General features: G+C 47.1%; 25 protein-coding genes. 20 read left to right on the top strand and 5 right to left on the bottom strand.

What is annotated here, in order from left to right; genetic code table 11:
- Positions 1-254 precede the first annotated feature (254 nt).
- Both BLQ13_RS17645 and BLQ13_RS17640 read left to right on the top strand, forming a co-directional pair.
- Positions 255-908: a hypothetical protein gene (locus tag BLQ13_RS17645; RefSeq protein ID WP_090922480.1), complete on the top strand. Its 654-nt coding sequence runs from the start codon at positions 255-257 to the stop codon at positions 906-908.
- A 539-nt stretch (positions 909-1,447) separates the two neighbouring features.
- Positions 1,448-1,924: a hypothetical protein gene (locus BLQ13_RS17640; protein WP_090922478.1), complete on the top strand. Its 477-nt coding sequence runs from the start codon at positions 1,448-1,450 to the stop codon at positions 1,922-1,924.
- A 104-nt stretch (positions 1,925-2,028) separates the two neighbouring features.
- Here BLQ13_RS17640 and BLQ13_RS17635 read toward each other — a convergent pair whose 3' ends face one another.
- Entirely contained in the window at positions 2,029-2,628 is a 600-nt protein-coding gene (locus tag BLQ13_RS17635; RefSeq protein ID WP_090922476.1) for a thymidine kinase, read from the bottom strand.
- A 176-nt stretch (positions 2,629-2,804) separates the two neighbouring features.
- On the opposite strand from BLQ13_RS17635, the gene BLQ13_RS17630 reads away from it, so the two are divergent.
- Positions 2,805-3,017 (top strand): hypothetical protein, encoded by a 213-nt coding sequence (locus BLQ13_RS17630; protein ID WP_090922474.1) that lies wholly within the window; start codon positions 2,805-2,807, stop codon positions 3,015-3,017.
- 40 nt (positions 3,018-3,057) lie between these two features.
- Here BLQ13_RS17630 and BLQ13_RS17625 read toward each other — a convergent pair whose 3' ends face one another.
- On the bottom strand, positions 3,058-3,375 hold the full coding sequence (locus BLQ13_RS17625; RefSeq protein WP_090922472.1) for a DUF2627 domain-containing protein: 318 nt from the start codon (positions 3,373-3,375) through the stop codon (positions 3,058-3,060).
- A 234-nt stretch (positions 3,376-3,609) separates the two neighbouring features.
- On the opposite strand from BLQ13_RS17625, the gene lpdA reads away from it, so the two are divergent.
- The 5 genes from lpdA to lipB all read left to right on the top strand — a co-directional run bounded on the left by lpdA (position 3,610) and on the right by lipB (position 9,538).
- Positions 3,610-5,034: a dihydrolipoyl dehydrogenase gene (gene lpdA / locus BLQ13_RS17620; RefSeq protein ID WP_090922470.1), complete on the top strand. Its 1,425-nt coding sequence runs from the start codon at positions 3,610-3,612 to the stop codon at positions 5,032-5,034.
- A gap of 142 nt (positions 5,035-5,176) precedes the next feature.
- Entirely contained in the window at positions 5,177-6,205 is a 1,029-nt protein-coding gene (locus BLQ13_RS17615) for a thiamine pyrophosphate-dependent dehydrogenase E1 component subunit alpha (RefSeq protein ID WP_090922468.1), read from the top strand.
- 2 nt (positions 6,206-6,207) lie between these two features.
- Positions 6,208-7,194, top strand: a complete 987-nt coding sequence (locus BLQ13_RS17610; protein WP_090922464.1) for an alpha-ketoacid dehydrogenase subunit beta — start codon at positions 6,208-6,210, stop codon at positions 7,192-7,194.
- Between the two features lie 37 nt (positions 7,195-7,231).
- A complete protein-coding gene (locus BLQ13_RS17605) occupies positions 7,232-8,713 on the top strand; it encodes a dihydrolipoamide acetyltransferase family protein (protein ID WP_090922462.1) in 1,482 nt (493 codons plus the stop codon).
- A 117-nt stretch (positions 8,714-8,830) separates the two neighbouring features.
- The gene (gene lipB / locus BLQ13_RS17600; RefSeq protein WP_090922460.1) at positions 8,831-9,538 is read left to right on the top strand and encodes a lipoyl(octanoyl) transferase LipB; all 708 of its coding nucleotides are present in this window, start codon (positions 8,831-8,833) and stop codon (positions 9,536-9,538) included.
- Positions 9,539-9,571: 33 nt separating this feature from the next.
- On the opposite strand, the gene prli42 is transcribed toward lipB, so the two are convergent.
- Entirely contained in the window at positions 9,572-9,673 is a 102-nt protein-coding gene (gene prli42, locus BLQ13_RS17595; protein WP_090922458.1) for a stressosome-associated protein Prli42, read from the bottom strand.
- Positions 9,674-9,754: 81 nt separating this feature from the next.
- Here prli42 and BLQ13_RS17590 point away from each other — a divergent pair, with 81 nt between their 5' ends.
- Positions 9,755-10,894, top strand: coding sequence for a M20/M25/M40 family metallo-hydrolase (locus tag BLQ13_RS17590; protein ID WP_090922456.1), 1,140 nt, complete (start codon positions 9,755-9,757; stop codon positions 10,892-10,894).
- Positions 10,895-11,011: 117 nt separating this feature from the next.
- Here the strand turns inward: BLQ13_RS17590 and BLQ13_RS17585 are convergent, their stop codons facing one another.
- Complete coding sequence (locus BLQ13_RS17585; RefSeq protein WP_090922454.1) at positions 11,012-11,149, bottom strand: Z-ring formation inhibitor MciZ; 138 nt, start codon at positions 11,147-11,149, stop codon at positions 11,012-11,014.
- Positions 11,150-11,475: 326 nt separating this feature from the next.
- On the opposite strand from BLQ13_RS17585, the gene BLQ13_RS17580 reads away from it, so the two are divergent.
- From BLQ13_RS17580 to BLQ13_RS17550, 7 genes are all read left to right on the top strand, one after another.
- Positions 11,476-12,069: an NUDIX domain-containing protein gene (locus BLQ13_RS17580; protein WP_090922453.1), complete on the top strand. Its 594-nt coding sequence runs from the start codon at positions 11,476-11,478 to the stop codon at positions 12,067-12,069.
- A gap of 2 nt (positions 12,070-12,071) precedes the next feature.
- Positions 12,072-13,298 (top strand): endonuclease Q family protein, encoded by a 1,227-nt coding sequence (locus BLQ13_RS17575; protein ID WP_090922451.1) that lies wholly within the window; start codon positions 12,072-12,074, stop codon positions 13,296-13,298.
- Positions 13,299-13,458: 160 nt separating this feature from the next.
- Positions 13,459-14,088 carry a stage II sporulation protein M gene (gene spoIIM / locus BLQ13_RS17570; RefSeq protein ID WP_090922449.1) on the top strand — a complete coding sequence of 210 codons (630 nt, stop codon included), beginning with the start codon at positions 13,459-13,461 and terminating at the stop codon, positions 14,086-14,088.
- Positions 14,089-14,195: 107 nt separating this feature from the next.
- Complete coding sequence (gene fur, locus BLQ13_RS17565) at positions 14,196-14,663, top strand: ferric iron uptake transcriptional regulator (RefSeq protein ID WP_090922447.1); 468 nt, start codon at positions 14,196-14,198, stop codon at positions 14,661-14,663.
- A gap of 161 nt (positions 14,664-14,824) precedes the next feature.
- Positions 14,825-15,067, top strand: coding sequence for a DUF4227 family protein (locus tag BLQ13_RS17560; protein WP_090922446.1), 243 nt, complete (start codon positions 14,825-14,827; stop codon positions 15,065-15,067).
- A 92-nt stretch (positions 15,068-15,159) separates the two neighbouring features.
- Positions 15,160-16,050 carry a tyrosine recombinase gene (locus tag BLQ13_RS17555; protein ID WP_090922444.1) on the top strand — a complete coding sequence of 297 codons (891 nt, stop codon included), beginning with the start codon at positions 15,160-15,162 and terminating at the stop codon, positions 16,048-16,050.
- A gap of 184 nt (positions 16,051-16,234) precedes the next feature.
- A complete protein-coding gene (locus BLQ13_RS17550) occupies positions 16,235-17,059 on the top strand; it encodes a purine-nucleoside phosphorylase (protein WP_090922442.1) in 825 nt (274 codons plus the stop codon).
- A 132-nt stretch (positions 17,060-17,191) separates the two neighbouring features.
- Here BLQ13_RS17550 and BLQ13_RS17545 read toward each other — a convergent pair whose 3' ends face one another.
- Entirely contained in the window at positions 17,192-17,743 is a 552-nt protein-coding gene (locus BLQ13_RS17545) for a glutathione peroxidase (RefSeq protein WP_090922440.1), read from the bottom strand.
- A gap of 527 nt (positions 17,744-18,270) precedes the next feature.
- Between BLQ13_RS17545 and BLQ13_RS17540 the strand changes: the two genes are divergently transcribed.
- The 4 genes from BLQ13_RS17540 (at position 18,271) to sigF (ending at position 21,111) form a co-directional block, all read left to right on the top strand.
- Entirely contained in the window at positions 18,271-19,392 is a 1,122-nt protein-coding gene (locus BLQ13_RS17540; protein WP_420848947.1) for a D-alanyl-D-alanine carboxypeptidase family protein, read from the top strand.
- A 143-nt stretch (positions 19,393-19,535) separates the two neighbouring features.
- Positions 19,536-19,889: an anti-sigma F factor antagonist gene (spoIIAA, locus tag BLQ13_RS17535; RefSeq protein WP_090922436.1), complete on the top strand. Its 354-nt coding sequence runs from the start codon at positions 19,536-19,538 to the stop codon at positions 19,887-19,889.
- Positions 19,886-20,341, top strand: coding sequence for an anti-sigma F factor (spoIIAB, locus tag BLQ13_RS17530; RefSeq protein ID WP_090922434.1), 456 nt, complete (start codon positions 19,886-19,888; stop codon positions 20,339-20,341). The genes spoIIAA and spoIIAB overlap by 4 nt, the downstream gene beginning before the upstream one ends.
- A 14-nt stretch (positions 20,342-20,355) precedes the next feature.
- A complete protein-coding gene (gene sigF, locus BLQ13_RS17525; protein WP_090922432.1) occupies positions 20,356-21,111 on the top strand; it encodes an RNA polymerase sporulation sigma factor SigF in 756 nt (251 codons plus the stop codon).
- Positions 21,112-21,174: the final 63 nt, after the last annotated feature.

Raw genomic sequence — 21,174 nt, 5'->3', positions numbered from 1 at the left:
GAAACAAGACTTGAACTTAAAATAACTTCGGAAATTTTCCGAGGTTATTTTTTTGTATCATGCGCGTATGAAGTAGTTAGAATTGCACAAGATAGAACAGTCTTTGAACAGGTTTTGGATTGAAGATCAGCTCTAAACCGTCTATAATCAAAATCTACAAGAGGCTTGCGGGAATAATAACAAGTTTTCACGTCTTGCATGCTAGCCTAGGGACTCAAAACCGGATTACATTTCGACAAGGGTGGAGTACAACAATGAAAAAAGGTTCATCATCCGGACAACAAAATACGACTTTCATTCAGAGATTGCTTCAACGTGTGAATGTGAAACGAGTGAAATGGTCCGAGGTTTATCTTGCTACAGCCGGAGCACTGCATCATTTATTGGTCGAGGGCCGACGTAAACGTGCCGCTGTAAAAAGGCAACAGCAGGATATGCCTCTAAGTGAATTAAAATCGTTGAAGCTTGAGCCAGGGGACATCGTCTATACGCCAAGCTCGGAATCAACTTATTATGCCGGGCATATGGGCATTATTGGTCTGGACGGAAAGGTGTATCATGTGCATCCTTACGGGCCGGTTTTTGCGGATACATTGGACTGGTATCTCACTCGCTTTTATGAAGGAGATCGCTTCATTGTGTTCCGTTCCAAGCTCCATCAGGTGGGTATTCGGGCAGCAGAATGGGTTCAAGAACATTATAAGCAGGTAAAATTCTACCGCTTGCAAACGAACCTTCTAAGTGTCGAGCGAAATTATTGTTCCAAATTCATATATCAGGCTTATAAGTTTACATCCGGACTGGATCTGTGGGGACGAAAGTTTGCTAAACTGAAACAGGGGTTCATCTATCCTTTTCGCATAGAGCGTTCATCGGATCTCGACGTACTGGGCACATTTTATAAATAAAACGATGACTGAAAAAACCGATTAGGCCGCTGTTTCTCGGGTGTAGAGAATACAGGTGTCTACGGTTTTTTTTAATATGTACTGAGATTAAAACAGGAAAAACACCCGAAACGTCGAATAAAATATGAGATCGGCACGCACAACTTGGAATCGTATACATAACAGGTGGCGCGATTTTGCAGGCCAAGGAAAAAACGATGACAAGGCTAGCGCATAAGAAAGAGTGAAGCGAATATGAATTGGCTAGGTTTTTTACGGAGGTTTCGGCGGCAGCAAAACGTAGTGAAGCTATCGGACTACACTCCAAAAAAGGAAAGGAGGAACTACTGTTCCATTTGCAGGAAACATGTGAAAAGGGTCGTGTATTATGCTGCTCCACAGGGAAATGTTACAGGTGTATGCAGTTCTTGTAAGACAATAGCAGATGAGAGAGGTATGTTTCCCATTTAATAAGAAGAAATGCGCTCAGGAAACAATATTTTTTTGATTTATGCGCGTTTTTGTAGTACATTAGCAAATGTATTCGAAGGAGGATTCTAATGTACTCAGGAAGACAAGACGATACTTTATACATCATGACCTACACCTTAAATAGCGGTATCAAGGGTACGGTTCCACTGTCTAATAAGCAGATTGTTGAATGGCTCGATTGTTATAGAAATGAGAGACGCTTCGTAACGGAGATCGGCAAAGAGTTTTTTGGGTTAAATGCAGGTTTGGTCGCAGACTTTAAGGTTCAAAATCATTTATCCGATTATCAGCAGACGATCATGCCAACACAGCAGCAGGATAACCTGGAACGTCTGTCCAGTGCTTATAAATCCACCGAGCTATTGATGAAAATTGATTGTAAATGCGGCACGGCCTACGTCACAGAATCTCCTTATAAACGTACCAAATGGTATTGCACGAAATGTAAAGAGATTGTATTCCTGGATGCCAAAAAAGGAATGGTAGAAACGTCACGTGGCGACGCATATTACATGACCAACAAATATTTTGTTTCCCGTGACTAGCGGGAAGTGATTTGGAGAGCATCGCACACAGCGGTGCTTTTTTGTGCCTGTTCTGTTGCTGGCAATAAAAAAAAGCCCAATTGGGCTTTGGTTCTGAGTGTATCTTAGGACGGGCATTCCACTTTATGAGGAGGAATAAAGCAGCAACGACAGCGGGGCTCATAAGCCTCCGAATCGCCGATCATGACAACTGGACCCAATGTAACAGGCTCTCCGTTGACAATTCGCTGTGTAAAGGCAGCATCCGGGCTGCCGCATACCGCGCAGAATGCAGAAAGTTTCTCAATATCATCAGCCATGGCAAGCAGGCCACCGATATATCCGAATTCTTTTCCGCGATAATCCATGTTCAGTCCATCCACAATCACATGTTTGCCACAGTAAGCCAGTTCGGAAACGAGTTCCATGATGGCACTGCTGAAAAACTGAACTTCATCAAAGGCAACAACATCGGCATCTATGGTTTGATTCAGAATGGTCTCAACGGATTCCGGCGTTAATTGCCGGGGAATGGAATGGGCAGGAAGTCTGTAGCCGATCCGGCTTACGATCTCGTCCTGAGCGAATCGATCATCCTCGGCTGGTTTGTAGGCAACGACCTTTTTACGGCCAAATTGAATAAGTTTCTGACAACGGCGAATAAGTTCACCAGATTTTTCACTGAACATGGGTCCAGTAATTACGGTAATACGTCCAGTTTGCACGGTGCTGCTACCCCTCTCGCATACGGAATTCAAAAAAAGCGACCATTACAGATTACCACATCTTCTTTGGAAAGAGCCAGAACTAATATAAATCGGTTTGTGTTACTATATGGATGGTTACGATGTTGGTTCCGAAAGCTGGAGCCACTAGAGTTATCTGAAAAGAGGTGTTACCAATGAACGAAGCATTAACCTCACTGAAGCAACGATATGAGGAGCTGAATAACCAAGGCAAGCTGGATGAAGCTGCGCAGGCATTATTTACAGAACTACTGACAGAAGCAGAACGGCTACAAGCCAGCAATCTGACATTGCGCAGAACGATTCTGAAATCATCTTCGAAAGAGTCACGCATGTCCACTAAACTTCGAGATGCCTTGTATGAATGAAGCATCTCTAATCATGCGCAGAAAACAAAAAAGCCCGGAATCATGAAGTGCTTCCGGGTGTTTCCATCTGTTCTGACTGTTTTTTGGAGCGAAAACGTGGTCCTACATAATTGCGTTTGCGGTCGCGAAACAGAATCCAGCCTCCGAGAAAACTCATGCCTGCCGCAAAAAGCACGAGCCCACCCAAGAAGGAAAGCCACTGGAATCCGGGAGCGATCAGGTCGTTTCCGTGCTCCGCGTAATATAGAAATAAGGCATCTTTCATCATGAGGAAGCCCTTCATGGCCATTAAGCCTGGGATAACGAGTATAACAATTGCGAGAAAGCGCGCAAAGACTATTTTTGTATTCATGAGCATTATACCCTTTCTGCCAGTGTAGACATAAAATAAAGGTTACGCTTACAGGGAATCCCTGCTTATATCATAGCTTGGAATGTACAGACTGTCCATGCGAGAATGGGTCAAATTTTGAGTTGACCACGCAAGGAGAGTACAATGATATATAGAGGATAAGAAAAATGTTAAGGTACCATCGGTCATTTTATTAATATTTATTTTCAAAAAAATGAGCATATAGAGGAGAACATAGAGATGCCAATACCATGTGATGTTGCTGTATTAGGTGGAGGAACGGGCGGATATGTTGCGGCGATCCGTGCTGCCCAGCTAGGCAAAAAGGTCGTTATTATAGAAAAGGACAAGCTAGGTGGAACTTGCCTGCATCGTGGATGTATCCCAAGCAAGGCGCTGCTAAAAAGTGCCGAGATGTACGCTGAGATTCAGGATAGCGAGAGCTACGGCATCGAGACAACAGGAACAACGCTTGTGTTCCCGAAGGTTCAGGCGCGTAAAGATGCGATTGTGGAGCAACTTCATCAGGGCGTTCAATATTTGATGAAAAAAAATAAAATCGAAGTCGTGCACGCCAAAGGACGTGTGATCGGGCCGTCGATCTTCTCACCACAGAGCGGGGCTGTAGCGGTGGAGTATGAGGATGGCGAGATGGACACGGTCGTTCCAACGAACCTGATTATTGCTACGGGCTCACGTCCACGTGTGCTACCGGGTCTTGAACCGGATGGACGATACATCATGAGCAGTGATGAAGCGCTTCGCATGGACGAATTGCCAGCTTCAATCCTCATTGTGGGCGGTGGTGTTATCGGTCTGGAATGGGCCTCTATGCTGAATGACTTTGGCGTGAGTGTTACGGTGGTTGAGACAGCGGCTCATGTGCTTCCTGCAGAAGACGAGGATATAGCAAAAGAAATGCAACGTTTACTTGGTAAACGAGGCGTGCGTTTCTTGACTGGCGCTAAGCTGATGACCGACAGTTACCACACCGATGATCAGAACGTGAACATTGACGTGCAGCTTGCGGGAGATAAGGTAGAAACGCTGACGGCTGAAAAAATGCTGGTGTCTGTTGGGCGTCAAGCTAATGTTGAAAATATCGGACTTGAGAATACCGATATCAAAGTGGAACGAGGTTTTATTGCGGTCAACAAACACCTGCAGACTGGAGAAGGCCATATCTATGCGATTGGTGATTGTATCGGCGGGTTACAGCTTGCTCATGCCGCAAGTCACGAAGGCATCCTTGCAGTCAATCATCTTGCTGGTGAGAGCGTGCATCCGGTTGAAGCACATCGGATTCCGCGCTGCGTGTATACACGCCCGGAAGCTGCCAGCATTGGATTCACCGAGAAAGAAGCTAAGGAACGCGGATACGAGATCAAAACCGGCAAGTTCCCATTCCAGGCCATCGGCAAGTCTTTGATTCACGGAAGTCGCGATGGATTCGTGAAGGTTATTGCGGATGCCAAAACGAATGATATTTTAGGGGTACATATGATTGGCACCCATGTTACGGAATTGATCGCTGAGGCTGCATTGGCACAAATGCTGGATGCAACGCCATGGGAAGTCGGACAGACCATACATCCGCATCCTTCATTGTCGGAAATTATGGGCGAAGCGATGTTAGCCGTGGATGGAAAAGCGATTGGAATGTAAGTCAGACAACCCTGAGTGAGAAAGGTACTTTCCTTTTTTGGGCAAAAGGGATTATAATAAGGTTAAGCCAAGTCTTAGTACCAGGTTATAAGATCGGGTAGTAGGACTTGCAAAAGGCTTTGATTAAAAGGAGGTACCTCATATGAGTTCACAAGGTACTGCAGATGCGGTTCATCGACATCAACAACTGGGACTAACTGATGGAGAAGTTTTAGATATGTACAAATACATGCTGCTTGCACGCAAGTTTGACGAACGTTGCTTGCTCTTGCAGCGGGCGGGCAAAATTAACTTTCACGTATCCGGTGTGGGTCAGGAGGCAGCGCAAGTCGGGGCGGCTTTTGGTTTGGACCGTGATCATGATTACTTTTTGCCTTATTACCGCGATTACGGTTTCGTTATGGCCGTAGGTATGACACCGCGTGAGCTGATGCTGTCTGCCTTTGCCAAGGCCGAAGATCCAAACAGTGGCGGCCGGCAGATGCCAGGCCACTTTGGTCATAAGAAACTGCGTATCGTTACCGGGTCCAGCCCGGTGACTACACAAGTTCCTCATGCGGTCGGATTTGCTCTTGCTGCCAAAATGCAGAAGAAAGAGTTTGTTTCTTTTGTTACCTTTGGGGAAGGTTCAAGCAACCAGGGGGATTTCCACGAAGGCGCGAACTTTGCAGGTGTGCATAAGCTGCCTGTCATCATTATGTGTGAGAACAATCAATATGCAATTTCGGTTCCTATTCACAAACAGCTCAGCGGCAAAATCTCTGATCGTGCACTGGGGTATGGTTTCCCGGGACTTCGCGTAGATGGCAACGATGCACTCGAAGTGTACGCGGCTGTGAAGGAAGCACGCCAGCGCGCTATCGCCGGCGAAGGTCCGACACTGATTGAAGCGATGATGTATCGTTTGTCTCCACACTCGACTTCGGATAATGACTTGGCCTACCGGACGAAGGAAGAAGTTGAGGAGAACTGGAAGAAAGACGGCGTACTTCGGATGAAAAATTATTTGATTGAATGCGGCATCTGGGACGAAGCCCGGGATGCGGATCTGGCTTCCCAGCTTGCGCTGGAAATGAAAGAAGCAACTGAATATGCAGACAATGCGCCATATCCCAAACCTGAGGACACGCTGACGCATGTCTATGCAGACAGCGAAGAAGGGGGACGGTAATCATGGCTATGATGGAATATATTGATGCAATCCGTCTCGCAATGAAAGAAGAGATGGAACGGGACGAGAATGTTTTTGTTCTTGGCGAGGACGTCGGTGTAAAAGGTGGCGTGTTCACCACAACCAAAGGGTTGCAGGATCAATTTGGCGAGATGCGTGTCATGGATACGCCACTATCTGAATCGGCGATTGCCGGTGTGGCTATCGGTGCAGCAATGTACGGCATGAAGCCGATTGCGGAAATGCAATATTCGGACTTTATGTTGCCGGCAACAAATCAGATTATTAGTGAGGCGGCCAAAATCCGCTATCGCTCCAACAATGATTGGAGCTGTCCAATTGTGATTCGAGCGCCAATCGGTGGCGGGATCTTCGGCGGCTTGTACCACTCCCAATGTCCGGAATCCATCTTCTTTGGTACACCGGGACTCAAAATCATTGCTCCTTACTCGGCGTATGACGCGAAAGGTTTGCTGAAAGCGGCTGTCCGCGACCCGGACCCGGTACTCTTTTTCGAAAATAAAAAATGTTACAAGCTGATCAAGGAAGATGTGCCTGAAGATGATTACATCGTTCCAATCGGTAAGGCCAATGTGCTTCGTGAAGGTGCCGATATTACAGTTATCGGGTACAGTCAGCCATTGCATTTTGTTATGCAGGCCGCTGAGGAGCTGGAACGGGAAGAAGGTATCACGGCACACGTACTGGATCTGCGTACACTGCAACCGCTCGACCGTGAAGCGATTATCGATTCTGCCCGGTTGACAGGCAAGGTGCTGATCGTGCACGAAGATAACAAAACCGGTGGTGTAGGCGCAGAAGTGGCGGCGATCATCAGTGAGGAATGTCTGTTTGATCTGGACGCCCCTATTCAGCGTTTGTGCGGTCCAGATGTACCAGCTATGCCAATCAGTCCTACGCTGGAGAAATTTTATATGCTGAGCAAGGATAAAGCCAAAACAGCCATGCGTGAACTTGCAGCGTATTAATCGATAAAGATAGAACAAAGTTTGGAGTGATAAATCAATGGCTGAACGTATGAAATGGATCGAGGTCATTATGCCGCAGCTCGCGGAATCTCTGGTCTCGGCTACCATAGCCAAATGGTTGAAAAAACCGGGTGACCGTGTGGAGCAGTACGAGCCGATCTGCGAAGTCATTACGGATAAAGTGAATGCCGAGATACCGTCTACGGTGGATGGCATTATGGGTGATCTATTGGTGGAAGAGGGTACGACAATTGCTGTAGGTGAAGCCATCTGCCGCATGCAAGTCGCTGCTTCGGATGAAGATACAGCTGAACAAGTTCCACCTGCTGCGAGTCAGGAGGAACCGATTCGGCAAGCTCAAGCACCGCGTACTGGAGGCCAATCTCCTGTAGCAGCTACAGGATCAAATGCAGCAGCATTTGATCCGAATCAGCCGATGCGTCATCGGTATTCTCCTGCAGTACAGTCCTTGGCAGCAGAGCATGGACTGAATCTGCAGCAGGTTTCGGGAACAGGGGCTGGCGGTCGAATCACACGTAAAGACGTACTTGCCTATGTTGGGCAAGGTGGTCAAGCGAATGCAACATCAGCGTCTGAACAAACATCTGTTGCGGCCAATCAGGGAGTACAGTCGATATCTTCTTCACCGTTCAGTGGAATCAGAGATACAGGTTTGAATACAGGTTCGGTAGCTTCTGGTGGCGTGGCAGGACAGACACTACCTGCATCCGATGCAGGCGTTCCTGTGCGTCATTCCGGAATCCACCTGACCGAAAGTCCGAAAATTCCACAGATTGAAGTGGAAGGCGGCGGACAAGGAAGATCAGAATATTTTATCGATGTTACCCCTGTGCGTAATGCCATAGCGCGTAACATGCGTCAAAGTGTATCTGAAATCCCTCATGCGTGGACCATGATTGAAGTGGATGTAACCAACCTCGTCATGTTGCGCAACAAATTGAAGGATGAGTTCAAACGGAAAGAGGGCATTAACCTGACCTATCTTTCGTTTATGATGAAGGGTGTCGTCAATGCAATTAAAGATTACCCGATCATGAACTCAGTATGGGCTGTTGATAAAATTATTGTGAAGCGGGATATTAACTTGTCCATGGCTGTAGGTACAGAGGATTCGGTGCTTACACCGGTCATCAAACAGGCCGATCAGCGTAATATCGCGGGTCTCGCTCGCGAGATTGATGATCTGGCTCGCAAGACCCGTGAAGGTACGCTGAAGCTGGATCACATGCAAGGCGGTACATTTACAGTGAACAATACAGGTTCATTTGGTTCGATCTTGTCCCAGCCAATTATCAACTATCCACAGGCCGCTATTCTTACCTTTGAATCCATTGTGAAGAAACCGGTGGTCATTAATGATATGATCGCGGTGCGGTCCATGGCTAACTTGTGTCTTTCTCTGGATCATCGGATTCTGGATGGCGTCATCTGTGGACGGTTCCTGCAACGTGTTAAGGAGAACCTGGAAGGCTACAACATGGAAACGAAAGTGTATTAAGTTTATATTATAGAAAGACGGGAAAGTGTATGTGCCTCGGGCCGTGCACTTTTCTGGCTGTCTAGAGACGGATGTATCTTCATATATTAAACCATGGGCAGAAGGATGTGAGGAAACATGGGCAAACCGCTGAATGTGGCATACATACCGATGCTGGATTATGAAGCGGCATGGAATCTTCAGAAATCAATTGTGCAGCAACTGGACGAAGGTGAAGGTCCTGAACAGCTGTTGCTTTTACAGCATCCACCAACCTATACCATTGGTTCACAGAACCATCCGGAGCATCTGCTGTGGAGTGAGGAAGAGCTGAAAGCGCAGGGCATCTCTTTGTTTCAAATTGATCGCGGCGGTGATATTACTTATCATGGACCGGGTCAATTGGTAGGTTACCCTTTGTTAGTACTAGGTCGGGATGAGGAACTGGATCTGCATGCTTACTTGCGTAAGCTGGAGCAGGTGATGATCGATTATCTCGCCGATCAGGGCGTTGAATCCGAGCGCAAAGAAGGATATACGGGCGTATGGATCGGTGATCTGAAGATTGCAGCCATCGGCATTAAGTTTAATCGGTGTAAGCATCGACGTGGATTCGTGACGAGTCACGGGTTTGCTTTTAACATTACCTCAGGCATTCAACATGCTGGGTTTCAGGGTATCATTCCATGTGGAATTGAACAGTATGGTGTGACTTCTTTGGAGGATATCACGGGGAATTCATACACAGTTGAGCAGGTAGCCCGGGACATTGTTCCTTATTTTCAGCGTATATTCCCATATGATCTGATGTGGAGTACAGAAAAAGAAGCTCTCCAGCGTCTGTAGACAGCGCGTTGGAAGAGCTTCAGGTCAGGATGACTATCCAAACAGCAACGGTTCCAGTGCGATGAAAAGAGTGGAGCCAACCATAGCTGCCAGCATGAGATAGATCACAATTTTGAACCATTTCTTATTTTGCATGAAGAGAGAACTCCTTTCAGAACTTTTGAACAAGCCATAGTACCTGTATTGTACCGTATCTACGATAGGGAGGAAAGTCTAATGATTAATGAACAGCGTGTGATTCAGCATTTTATGGATTTGGTGCAGATTGATAGCGAAACAAAGAATGAACAGAATATATCCAAGGTGTTAAAGGAACAATTCGCGGGTCTTGGTCTTCATGTCTATGAGGACGATACAATGAACGAGACAGGGCATGGAGCAGGCAATCTGGTCGTTACACTGGAAGCTGAAGGTGTGGCAGGTGTAGAAGGTGTAGAGCCGATGCTCTTCACATGTCACATGGACACCGTAACCCCCGGACAGGGAATCAAACCGGAGCTTGGTGAGGACGGATGGATTCGCAGTGATGGCACAACAATTCTGGGAGCGGATGACAAGGCGGGCATTGCGGCTCTGTTTGAAGCCATTCGTGTTATTCAGGAGAACAACATTCCGCATGGCAAAATTCAGTTTGTGATTACGGTCGGAGAGGAGTCGGGTCTTGTCGGTGCACGAGCAATGAATCCGAAAGATATCGATGCTTCCTTTGGTTATGCGCTGGATTCTAACGGAGCAGTGGGTACGATCTGTGTGGCTGCTCCAGCAAGAGCAGAGATTGAGATGAAAATCTATGGCAAGTCGGCGCATGCCGGAGTGAATCCAGAAGATGGAATCAGTGCCATTCAGGTTGCAGCCAAAGCGATTGCGGCGATGAAGCTTGGACGCATTGACGACGAAACGACAGCGAATATTGGCAAATTTCAAGGTGGCTCTGCACTGAACGTGGTATGTGACTTTGTTCAGATCGATGCGGAGGCTCGCAGTATTGTGCAGGAGAAAATTGAACAGCAAATTGCCCAAATGCGTGAAGCATTGGAGACGACATGTCGCAAATATGGCGCAACCGCAGAGTTCCGCAGTGAGATTAAATATCCTGCATTTGGCTTCCATGATGACCATGAGGTAGTGCAACTTGCCCAGCGTGCGATTCGAAGCCTGGGTCTGGAAACAAGCACGTTTGCTTCTGGCGGTGGCAGTGATGCGAACATTTTTAACGGGTTCGGCATTCCGACGGCGAATCTGGCTGTAGGGTATGAAGATATCCACACGACCAAAGAACGCATTCGCGCAGCAGACATTGTGAAACTGTCCCAGGTCGTTATCGCGATTGTGCAGGAAACGGCAAAAGGCAAATAAGTGATTGGGATATTTGATAGTCTATGAGATGATATAATTGGAGCGTTTTGAAAAAAGAAATGAAAGTCCGAATTCGGTGCAGACCGGGTTCGGACTTTTTGAACAATGGTGAAGCTTCTAGCCTTTGCGTCCCGCAAGCATGTCGCTGAGTTTGGTTTCAGGGCCCCATTCACGCATCCACTGTCTAAGGATAAGCTGTACTTGTCTGGCTTGTCCGACCACATGCGCAGACTGAGGTGTGAGATAACTTTTCATTTAGTGAATCCCCCTTGGTTCTCGCTGTACGCATTAGACTTGTACACACGATTAAATTCTTATAGGCTCACCATATGCCTGAAATCACAGTTATATACTACATCTCAGTTCAATTGAACGAATTTTTTACACATCAACGGAGAGGACAGAAAAAAACTGGAAAAGCGAAGCGGTCGCCTTTATCACCGGATTTTCTACCTTTGCAACAAGAGAATCAAAAAATCTGGGGATAACAGCGATTGGAAGTTTCTTCTGTCATCGGAGTGTCCGTGTAAATCAACTCGGCTCAATTGAACCATCACAAATGAAAAGGAGCTGAAGTACACATGAAATCCAAAACATCTGCTGCATCCATCTATGCACCTCAACCTGCGAATCCCAAGCTTGACGAAGTGACGGTATCCACCAAGCCGATCTTTGAAGGCAAAGTGATTTCACTTCAGGTAGACACAGTAAAGCTACCTAACGGACAGACGGCGACCCGAGAGATTATCAAACACCCGGGAGCGGTAGCGGTACTGGCATTGAGGGGAGATCGTATGCTGGTCGTGGATCAATATCGTCAGGCGATGGGACGTACCGAAGTGGAAATTCCTGCGGGCAAGCTTGATCCGGGTGAAGAGCCGGAGGTGGCTGCAGCGCGTGAACTGAAGGAAGAAACGGGATATGAAGCCAAGTCGCTCCGTCATCTGCGGTCTTTCTACACCTCACCAGGCTTCGCGGATGAGATCATTCACCTGTATATCGCCGAAGAGCTGGAAGCTGGAGAGATGGCTCTGGACGAAGATGAGTTTCTTGAAGTATCGGAGATCACGCTAGAGGAAGCGTACAAGCTGATGGACGAAAATCGAATCAGTGATGCCAAAACGATGATGGCTGTGTATGCCTGGGATATTTACAAAACGACAGGACGGTTTTAATCATGCAAAATCAAAAGGCAACGCTACCGCTGTGGGAGCCATGTTATGCGGATCTGCATATCCACATCGGACGCACGTCCCGTGGTGAGGCAGTTAAAATCAGCGGCAGCCGTGACTTAACTTTTGAGAATATAGCCAGGGAGGCCTCCACTCGTAAAGGAATTCATTTGCTTGGGGTTATTGATTGCCATTCTCCGGTTGTGCAGAGGGATATTGAGGATCTGCTGGAGAACGGTACGATGTCTGAGGTTGAGGGCGGCGGTATTGCGTATCAGGACACCACCATTCTGCTCGGAACCGAAATCGAGCTTCGCGAGCCTGAGATGCGTGAGTTCCACATGCTCGCCTACTTCCGAGATCTGGGTACCATGAAGTCTTTTACAACCTGGATGGCACGTTATATGAAAAATGTAAATCTCAGCTCCCAGCGGGTATATGTACCTGCTCTTGAGATGCAAGCGGAGATCAAGGCACGCGGCGGGTTGATTGTACCCGCTCACGTGTTTACACCGCACAAGGGCATTTATGGTAGCACAGCGCCACGTATGGCGGATGTGCTGGACACGAGCCTTGTGGATGCGGTTGAACTGGGTCTAAGCTCTGATTCCTCTATGGCGAGTTACATTCGGGAACTGGATCAGGTTCCGTTTCTAACGAATTCGGATGCGCATTCGCTAGGTAAAATCGGGCGGGAATACAATGAGTTACAGATTGCATCGCCTTCTTTTGACGAATTCCGTATGGCATTGCTAGGGAAAGAGGGAAGAAGGATTGCGGCCAATTATGGTTTGAATCCAAGACTCGGTAAGTATCACCGGACCTATTGTGCAGCATGTGGTAGCGTCATGGATGAAAAGGATCTGTCTGCTGAACGTTGTTCTCTTTGTGGTAGCCCCAAGCTGGTTCAAGGGGTGCTGGATCGTATTCTGGCTATTGCTGATCGTAAGCAACCGGAGCTTCCTGCAGAGAGGCCGCCATACTATTATCAGGTTCCGCTTGAGTTCATTCCAGGGCTTGGTAAAGCCAAGCTGCGTCAACTGCTGGATCGTTTCGGAACAGAGATGGCTGTCCTGCATCGTACAGATGAAGCTCAACTAGCCGAGGTCGTTGGTCCGGTGCTCGCCGAATTGATCGTAGCGGCTCGTAATGGTGGGCTGACATTGTCCTCTGGCGGTGGGGGCACATACGGTAAGGTCGCAACCAAAGAGCAGACATCTCAGAAAATGTAGAACGAGCATGATGTGTAGAGCGGGTTGTTATAATTCGGACAAGAAGTCATACAGATGAGCCCAGGTTCATAAGCTGAATCATAAGGATGATTAAGTCTAACGTTTGATATGTCTTATATCTCCTTGCAGCAGGATAACCGGAAAGGGGACTCGTACCTGTATGCGTTCTTCTTATTTTACGTTCAAAGGGCAAACCTCGTTATATGTATTCGTCGCTGTCTTATTTCTGGTCGGTGTCATCTTTGGCGCATTGATGGTCAACGCTCTTTCCTTGGAACAGCGCCAGGATCTCGAAGCCTATTTGGGCAATTTTTTCATGACGGTGCAACATAGTTCGCAAGGGACAGAGCACACTGCCTATTGGGATATTGCCATGCTTCATCTAAAATGGGTCGGTTTAATCTTTATTCTCGGTTTGTCTGTTGTAGGTTTACCAGGCATACTGGTTCTGGATTTTTTAAAAGGGGTATTAATCGGTTTTACCGTAGGTTATCTCGTCGGACAGTATTCGTGGAAAGGGCTGCTGTTTGCACTTGTATCCGTAGCGCCGCATAATCTGTTCGTCATCCCAATCCTGCTGATCTGCAGTGTGGCTGCGATGACGTTCTCGTTATATATCATACGTAATCGCGTTTTGATGCAACGCGCACCAGGCCGTCAAAGACCGTTTGCTTCCTATGTTATTTTGACGGTGGTTATGGCGGTATTGCTGCTTGGGGTGGCCTCTTTTGAAACCTGGATAACCCCCGCAATGATGCGCTGGGTCACGCCGATGCTACTTCCTGTCTAGCTTGTACTACATGTCCTAAAATGTTGACTTTGATATTGAACTCCCCCTATAATGAAAAGAGTGGGTTAAGTTGCAGTGTGCAATGATTTCCTAGGGGGAGGGAGAAAATGGAAGCACGGATCGATAAAATTAAGCAGCAACTACAGTCCCAAGGTTATAAATTAACGCCCCAGCGGGAAGCCACCGTAAGAGTACTTTTAGAGAATGAAGAAGATCATCTGAGTGCAGAGGATGTATTCATGCTCGTTAAAGAAAAGGCTCCCGAAATCGGTCTGGCAACCGTGTACCGTACCCTCGAACTATTGAGTGAGTTGCATGTTGTAGAGAAAATCAACTTCGGCGACGGTGTAGCGCGTTATGATCTGCGCGGAGATACATCCAAGCATCACCATCATCACTTAATCTGCGTGCAATGCGGAAGTATGGATGAAATACGTGAGGACTGGCTTGGACCGCTTGAAGAACGACTGGAGCGGGAATTTAACTTTTCGGTAGTAGATCACCGACTGGACTTTCATGGAATTTGTTATCGTTGCAAAGCTAAAAATGAACAAAAGCCCAAAGATGAAGAATAACATAGCCTATCTTCAAGCTCTCACCGGCGGTTTTGACGGGGGAGCTTTTTTGGTCACGAACCTGGCTTATGGTTCGCTCGTCAAGGCATATTCCCGGACATTTGGACATACCCTGTTTCAAGAACGATACTGGACTTGAAATATGGGAGGGGACAGTTCCAATGATTATATCTGTGCGGAGAGGGCTCCGTTTTATACGATTTATTGTATTTTTTGCTGCGCTGGTGTATCTTTTCTACCACGTACTCGATCTGTTTAACGGCTGGATTTCACCTGTGGATCAGTATCAGATGCCAACGGGCAATGCGGTTAAGGTATTTCAGGAAACGGATTGGCCAGGCACGGGAGAAGCACGTCCTACGATGGCGGAGCGCCTTCGTCTCTTCTATTGGTACGGTGAGTAGCTGCAGGCGTGGAGAGTAGCTCCGACAGTCAGGGATGCAAATACGGAAGCAGCCTGCCGTTTGGCATTGCTGTCAGATGAGGAGTGTTGTACATGAATCAGACCATACACGCCTATGCTTTATACCTGGAAGAAGATAAAGGAATGTCTAGTAGCACACTGGAATCTTATCTTCGAGATGTGGACAAGTTCGTGGAATTTGTGAAAAAGGAATATGGAATCCGCGATGCAAGTGAGGTTAGACGAACACATGTTGTGTTATTTGTGGGTCAGCTCAAACAGGACGGCCGTGCGAATGCAACGATTGCTCGCAGCATCGTGTCTTTGCGATCGTATTTCCATTTTCTGATGCGGCGTGGCGAGATTGTACAGGATCCTACGTTTGATGTGGAAGCACCCAAGGCCGACAAGACACCTCCCCAAGTTCTTACGATTCCGGAGATCGAACTGTTGCTTGCTTCTCCAGATGTCAGCTCGCCCCAAGGCGTTCGAGATCGAGCCATGCTGGAGTTGTTATACGCTACGGGCATTCGGGTGTCGGAACTGATTGCGCTGGATGTACGGGATGTACAGCCTGGGATGCGCTTCATTCGTTGCGGCGGAGCGGGTAAAGAGCGCATTCTTCCGATTGGTGCACCGGCTGCCCACTGGGCGAGCGTATATATAGACGAGTTCCGTGAACAATTGCTTAAAGCAGGAACGGACGAGCAGGCATTATTTGTGAATGTATCCGGCAGACGATTAACCCGTCAGGGATTCTGGAAGTTGCTGAAAAAATCTGCTGTGGACGCGGGGATCTCGGGTGAGATTACACCGCACACACTTCGCCATTCATTTGCGGCTCATCTCATTGCAAACGGAGCTGACACTCGTGCGGTTCAGGACATGCTTGGTCATGTCGAACAGCCCGGACAGCAATACAGTCAGCATGGGCGCAAGACGATGAAAGAAATTTATGAGACCCATCATCCACGTGCAAAATAAAGCTTAACGCATGGTTTGCACCTTTAGCGTTTTAAGTTAACTTATATTTGAAACCAACCAACGCCGTTATACATACGCGGGTTGCATGTTAAATTACTGATTTCTTACGCCAACACAGGCGTAGACATGACAACCTTGCTGAATCTTAAACGGTTCGTTACTACTCAAGGAGGAACAACATCTTATGACAACACTAAACCAACAGATGATTGCAGAGGCGGCAGCCTACATTCAAAGCAAAAGCTCCATCAAACCGGAAGTCGGTTTGATTCTCGGGTCAGGGCTCGGCGTTCTGGCTGAACTAATTGAGGATGGCGTTAACATTGCGTACCAGGATATTCCGCATTTTCCGGTGTCCACTGTAGAAGGACACGAAGGCGAACTGTTGCTTGGTACGATTCAAGGCCGTCCGGTTGTGATGATGAAAGGCCGCTTTCATATGTACGAAGGATACGGCCCGGAATTAACGGCATTCCCGGTACGTGTCATGAAAGAGCTGGGCGTGAGTAGTCTGCTAGTAACGAATGCAGCTGGTGGCGTAAATACTTCTTATCAAGCAGGTGACTTGATGCTCATCTCCGATCATTTGAATATGACTGGCAAAAACCCGCTAATTGGTCCGAATGATGCTGCGCTTGGCGTACGCTTCCCGGATTTATCCGAAGCCTACAGCCGTCGTTTGCGTGCACTTGCTAAAGATACAGCCGCAACTCAAGGTTTTAATGTGCAAGAAGGTGTGTATGCAGGTCTGCTTGGCCCTAATTACGAAACTCCAGCAGAGATCAGAATGCTTCGTACCCTCGGTGCCGATGCAGTAGGCATGTCCACCGTTTCCGAAGTGATCGTAGCGCGTCATGCGGGCATTGAAGTGCTGGGCATTTCTTGCATCAGTAACATGGCAGCGGGGATCTTGGATCAGCCTTTGTCTCATGATGAGGTAATGGAAACGACGGAGCGTGTACGTGAAGCTTTCTTGGCGCTCGTGCTGGCAGTTATTCCTAAGATGTAATGTTGAACTGAAGATGAACAAAAGCGATCCTTAGTTTGAAGGACCTAATAAGGAACAATTCATTGAATGATGTTTGCTCAATGAGCTGTTCCTTTTTTTATAATATTAAAGATGAGAATGATGATATTCACTTTAGATGGATAGCAATGATTGAATGCTTGGTTCAATGTCAAATGGTTCCGTCGTTGTCTCAAATCTTCCTCGTACCTGACCGTTCTGATCAATTAAAAATTTAGTGAAGTTCCACTTGATCCCATCACCCTTGTAGATATCAGGGAATTTTTCGTTTAGAAAATGGTCCATCCATTCTCCGCTAGCCGTTTCGGTGTCAAAGCCTAGAAATGGTGCTTGTTCGGTTAAAAATTGAAAGATCGGATGAGCGTTCAGCCCCCTGACTTCAATTTTTTCAAATAACGGGAACGTTAACTTCAATTGATTTTCACAATGAGCTTTCACTTCAAAATTGTCCCCTGGCTCTTTCTCATTAAACTGGTTACACGGAAATGCTAGAATCTCGAGTCCATAACGCTGGTACTTTTCGTACAGCTGTTGAAGTGTTTCAAATTGACGAGCGTAGCTACACTTACTGGCTGTGTTTACAACAAGCAGTACCTTTCCTCGGTATATGGTGAGATCAGCTAGCCTGCCATCTATGAAATGGACTTTTTTATTATAAAAAGACATTGGAATCATCCTCCTAAGTTATTTCAATTGTGACATATACATCATAATCTGATATCACTCATAGGGGAAATATATATAAATGATAAATAACATAGGTAAATCCTATAAATAATTTTTTTCTTATATAAGTTGAACTATTCTTTTACACAATAACGGAGAGGACAGAAAAAACCTGAAAAAGCGGAGCTGAAAGCTTTCTAAAAGAAAGCTACATCGGAAGCATAGGCTTCGCCTTTATCACCGGATTTTCCCCTTTGGAAAAGGGAATCCAAAAAATCTGGGGATAACCGCTACTCTCCAGGTTATTCTGTCATCGGAGTGGACCGTGTAAAATTTTTAGTTCAACTTATATAGTAAAAAAAAGTTAGGGAAAACCTGCTGAGATTGGAATAATTTACTTCAAACCCGCCGACAATGGATAGCAGTACATGCGAGGACTTACCACCACGCTATTCATTTGAGGAGGGAATCTAGTGAAAAAAAGAATAATGGCATCGTTCATGACCCTTTGTATGCTGCTACCCGTAATGGCATCTTCTGCTTTGGCTGAGGAAACACCCAAGGCTGCTGGCGGGGCGGATTTGGCTCCATCAGCACGTTCAGCCATTCTGATGGATGCAGATACGGGAACTGTTATTTATGAGAAAAACAGTCATGATCAGTTGCCTCCGGCGAGCATAACGAAAATTATGACCATGTTGCTTACCATGGAAGCGATTAGTTCAGGCAAACTGAAGTTAACGGATAAGGTAAGAACGAGTGAATATGCGGCGTCTATGGGGGGCTCACAGATCTTTCTGGAGCCTGGGGAAGAGATGAGCGTGGATGATATGTTGAAAGGTATTGCCATGGCCTCCGGCAATGATGCATCTGTAGCAATGGCCGAGAAGCTTGCTGGCTCGGAAGAGGCTTTTGTACAGATGATGAACGAGCGTGCGCAGGAGCTGGGTATGAAGGATACACGTTTTGCCAATGCGAACGGACTGCCGGTGGATAATCATTATTCCTCTGCGCACGATATCGCGGTGATGAGCCGCGAACTGCTAAAACATCAGGGCATTACGAAGTACACGGGTGCATATCAGGACTACTTGCGTAAAGATTCCGAAAAGCCGTTCTGGCTCGTGAATACCAACAAACTGGTGCGTTTCTATCAAGGGGCAGATGGTTTGAAAACGGGGTACACTTCCGAAGCGAAATTCTGTCTGTCGGCTACAGCTTCTAAAGATGGGCTTCGTGTCGTTGCGGTAGTCCTTGGTGAGCCGAATACCAAAACCCGGAACAGTGAAGTTTCCTCTATGTTTGATTATGCATTTGCTCAATACACGATGAAGGCACTGTACAAAGCAGGTGATCTGCTGGGCAGTCTGAAGATTGAAAAAGGTGATGTCGCGGAGATGCCGCTGAATGCTGCACAAAACTACAGCGTTCTGATGCGCAAAGGAGCCAAGTCGACAGATATCCGGCATGAGCTGATTGTAGCCAAAGAAGTGAAGGCTCCGATTAAGGCTGGTCAGAGTGTAGGTAAACTCGTCGTATATCAAGGCAACGAGGTAATTAAAGAGTTTGATATTCAGGCTCCGCAAGACGTGGGTAAGGCAGGCTGGTGGAAGATGTTCAAGCGCACAACATCGAACTTGTTTGATTAAGCGGCAGGAAGCGCCATTCTCCTTGGGGCTGGAACGGTTTTTGTAGTTAAATAGGGGTTTTCTTCTAGTTTTGTCGGGGGGCAGGAAAAGCCTTTGGCAACGTAGAAAACCTTGTTCTAAGACAGGGAGGAGAGTGGGCAAACGTGAATTTGAATGTGGACATGGAGCATCACCGCGGGATTTTGATTGTGCGATTATCCGGGGAGCTGGATCACCATACAGCTGACATGGTACGTATGCAGATGGATGAAGCGATACAGCGCAGACAATGTGAACATCTGGTGCTGAGTTTGAAAGACCTCGAATTTATGGACAGTTCAGGCCTAGGTGTTATTTTGGGAAGATACAAGTTGATCAAAAATAAAGGCGGTAAAATGGTCGTCTGTGATGTAAATCCGCCGGTATACCGTTTGCTGGAAATGTCGGGATTGTTCAAGATCATGCCGATATACGAAAATGAGGGCACTGCTCTCTCAGGTCTGGAGGTCGTCTCATGAATGAAGGAACAGGGGCAAATTTCATGAATCTGCAATTTGCGGCCAAGTCGGAGAACGAATCGTTTGCACGGGTTACCGTTGCGGCTTTTATCTCTCAGCTTGATCCCACTATGGACGAGCTTAGTGATCTCAAAACGGTTGTCTCTGAAGCGGTGACCAATAGCATCATCCACGGATACAATAACAATCCTGAAGGTGTTGTGACGATTCAGGCCGAGATTCGTGACGATATGATCACGATCATTGTAGAGGACCGCGGTGAAGGCATCGAGGATCTTGAACTGGCCAAACAGCCGCTGTATACGTCCAAACCCGAACTTGAGCGGTCGGGCATGGGATTTACGATCATGGAAAATTTTATGGATGAATTCGAAGTCAGCAGTGAGCCCGGCAGAGGCACCTCCATCAAGATGAAAAAAAGGATTGAATCCAAGAAAGCATTGTATAATTAGGGGTTGGTGTTCTTATGGATGCTGAAGTGAAACCATCTTCACAGACCTATTTGGACGATGCCGAGGTCAAACGGCTGATTGCGCTCAGTCAGTCGGGTGACCATGAATCACGGGATACGCTGGTGAACTGCAACATCAGACTCGTCTGGTCCGTCGTGCAGCGTTTTATGAACAGGGGATATGAACCGGAGGATCTGTTCCAGATTGGTTGTATCGGCCTGCTCAAGTCAGTGGACAAGTTCGATCTCAGTTATGACGTGAAGTTCTCGACGTATGCGGTACCGATGATTATTGGTGAGATTCAGCGTTTCCTGCGGGATGACGGAACCTTGAAGGTCAGTCGTTCGCTGAAAGAGATGGCCAATAAAGTCCGCAAGAAGAGGGACGAACTCTCGAAACATCTGGATCGATTGCCTACAATTAAGGAAGTTGCCGCTGAACTCGGGGTTACCCCGGAGGAAGTGGTATTCGCACAGGAGGCTAACAAACCGCCAACCTCCATTCATGAGACGGTATTCGAGAATGATGGTGATCCGATTACACTGATGGATCAGATCGCGGATGAGTCTCAGGAGAAGTGGTTCGACAAGCTGGCGCTGAATGAAGCAATCGGCGGCCTGAGTGAACGGGAGCGGCTTATCGTATACCTTCGGTATTACAGGGATCAGACTCAATCCGAAGTGGCAAGCAGACTGGGGATATCCCAAGTGCAGGTCTCACGGTTGGAGAAAAAAATACTGCAATCTATTCGCGATCAAATCGCGCAGTGATTCAGGATTGATTCAGGGATGATTCCATCCACCGGTATGGGTATGGATTCATCATGATACGAC

The sequence above is a fragment of the Paenibacillus polysaccharolyticus genome (genome assembly GCF_900102085.1).
Lineage (GTDB): Bacteria > Bacillota > Bacilli > Paenibacillales > Paenibacillaceae > Paenibacillus > Paenibacillus polysaccharolyticus.
Note: the sequence above shows the minus strand (reverse complement) of the source record. Positions and strands in the feature narration are given on the sequence as shown.

Coding starts and splice junctions, on each gene's coding strand:
- BLQ13_RS17645 (WP_090922480.1), top strand. CDS start 255: ATGAAAAAAGGTTCATCATCCGGACAACAAAATACGACTTTCATTCAG.
- BLQ13_RS17640 (WP_090922478.1), top strand. CDS start 1,448: ATGTACTCAGGAAGACAAGACGATACTTTATACATCATGACCTACACC.
- BLQ13_RS17630 (WP_090922474.1), top strand. CDS start 2,805: ATGAACGAAGCATTAACCTCACTGAAGCAACGATATGAGGAGCTGAAT.
- BLQ13_RS17625 (WP_090922472.1), bottom strand. CDS start 3,375: ATGCTCATGAATACAAAAATAGTCTTTGCGCGCTTTCTCGCAATTGTT.
- lpdA (WP_090922470.1), top strand. CDS start 3,610: ATGCCAATACCATGTGATGTTGCTGTATTAGGTGGAGGAACGGGCGGA.
- BLQ13_RS17615 (WP_090922468.1), top strand. CDS start 5,177: ATGAGTTCACAAGGTACTGCAGATGCGGTTCATCGACATCAACAACTG.
- BLQ13_RS17610 (WP_090922464.1), top strand. CDS start 6,208: ATGGCTATGATGGAATATATTGATGCAATCCGTCTCGCAATGAAAGAA.
- BLQ13_RS17605 (WP_090922462.1), top strand. CDS start 7,232: ATGGCTGAACGTATGAAATGGATCGAGGTCATTATGCCGCAGCTCGCG.
- lipB (WP_090922460.1), top strand. CDS start 8,831: ATGGGCAAACCGCTGAATGTGGCATACATACCGATGCTGGATTATGAA.
- prli42 (WP_090922458.1), bottom strand. CDS start 9,673: ATGCAAAATAAGAAATGGTTCAAAATTGTGATCTATCTCATGCTGGCA.
- BLQ13_RS17590 (WP_090922456.1), top strand. CDS start 9,755: ATGATTAATGAACAGCGTGTGATTCAGCATTTTATGGATTTGGTGCAG.
- BLQ13_RS17585 (WP_090922454.1), bottom strand. CDS start 11,149: ATGAAAAGTTATCTCACACCTCAGTCTGCGCATGTGGTCGGACAAGCC.
- BLQ13_RS17580 (WP_090922453.1), top strand. CDS start 11,476: ATGAAATCCAAAACATCTGCTGCATCCATCTATGCACCTCAACCTGCG.
- BLQ13_RS17575 (WP_090922451.1), top strand. CDS start 12,072: ATGCAAAATCAAAAGGCAACGCTACCGCTGTGGGAGCCATGTTATGCG.
- spoIIM (WP_090922449.1), top strand. CDS start 13,459: ATGCGTTCTTCTTATTTTACGTTCAAAGGGCAAACCTCGTTATATGTA.
- fur (WP_090922447.1), top strand. CDS start 14,196: ATGGAAGCACGGATCGATAAAATTAAGCAGCAACTACAGTCCCAAGGT.
- BLQ13_RS17560 (WP_090922446.1), top strand. CDS start 14,825: ATGATTATATCTGTGCGGAGAGGGCTCCGTTTTATACGATTTATTGTA.
- BLQ13_RS17555 (WP_090922444.1), top strand. CDS start 15,160: ATGAATCAGACCATACACGCCTATGCTTTATACCTGGAAGAAGATAAA.
- BLQ13_RS17550 (WP_090922442.1), top strand. CDS start 16,235: ATGACAACACTAAACCAACAGATGATTGCAGAGGCGGCAGCCTACATT.
- BLQ13_RS17545 (WP_090922440.1), bottom strand. CDS start 17,743: ATGTCTTTTTATAATAAAAAAGTCCATTTCATAGATGGCAGGCTAGCT.
- BLQ13_RS17540 (WP_420848947.1), top strand. CDS start 18,271: ATGGCATCTTCTGCTTTGGCTGAGGAAACACCCAAGGCTGCTGGCGGG.
- spoIIAB (WP_090922434.1), top strand. CDS start 19,886: ATGAATGAAGGAACAGGGGCAAATTTCATGAATCTGCAATTTGCGGCC.
- sigF (WP_090922432.1), top strand. CDS start 20,356: ATGGATGCTGAAGTGAAACCATCTTCACAGACCTATTTGGACGATGCC.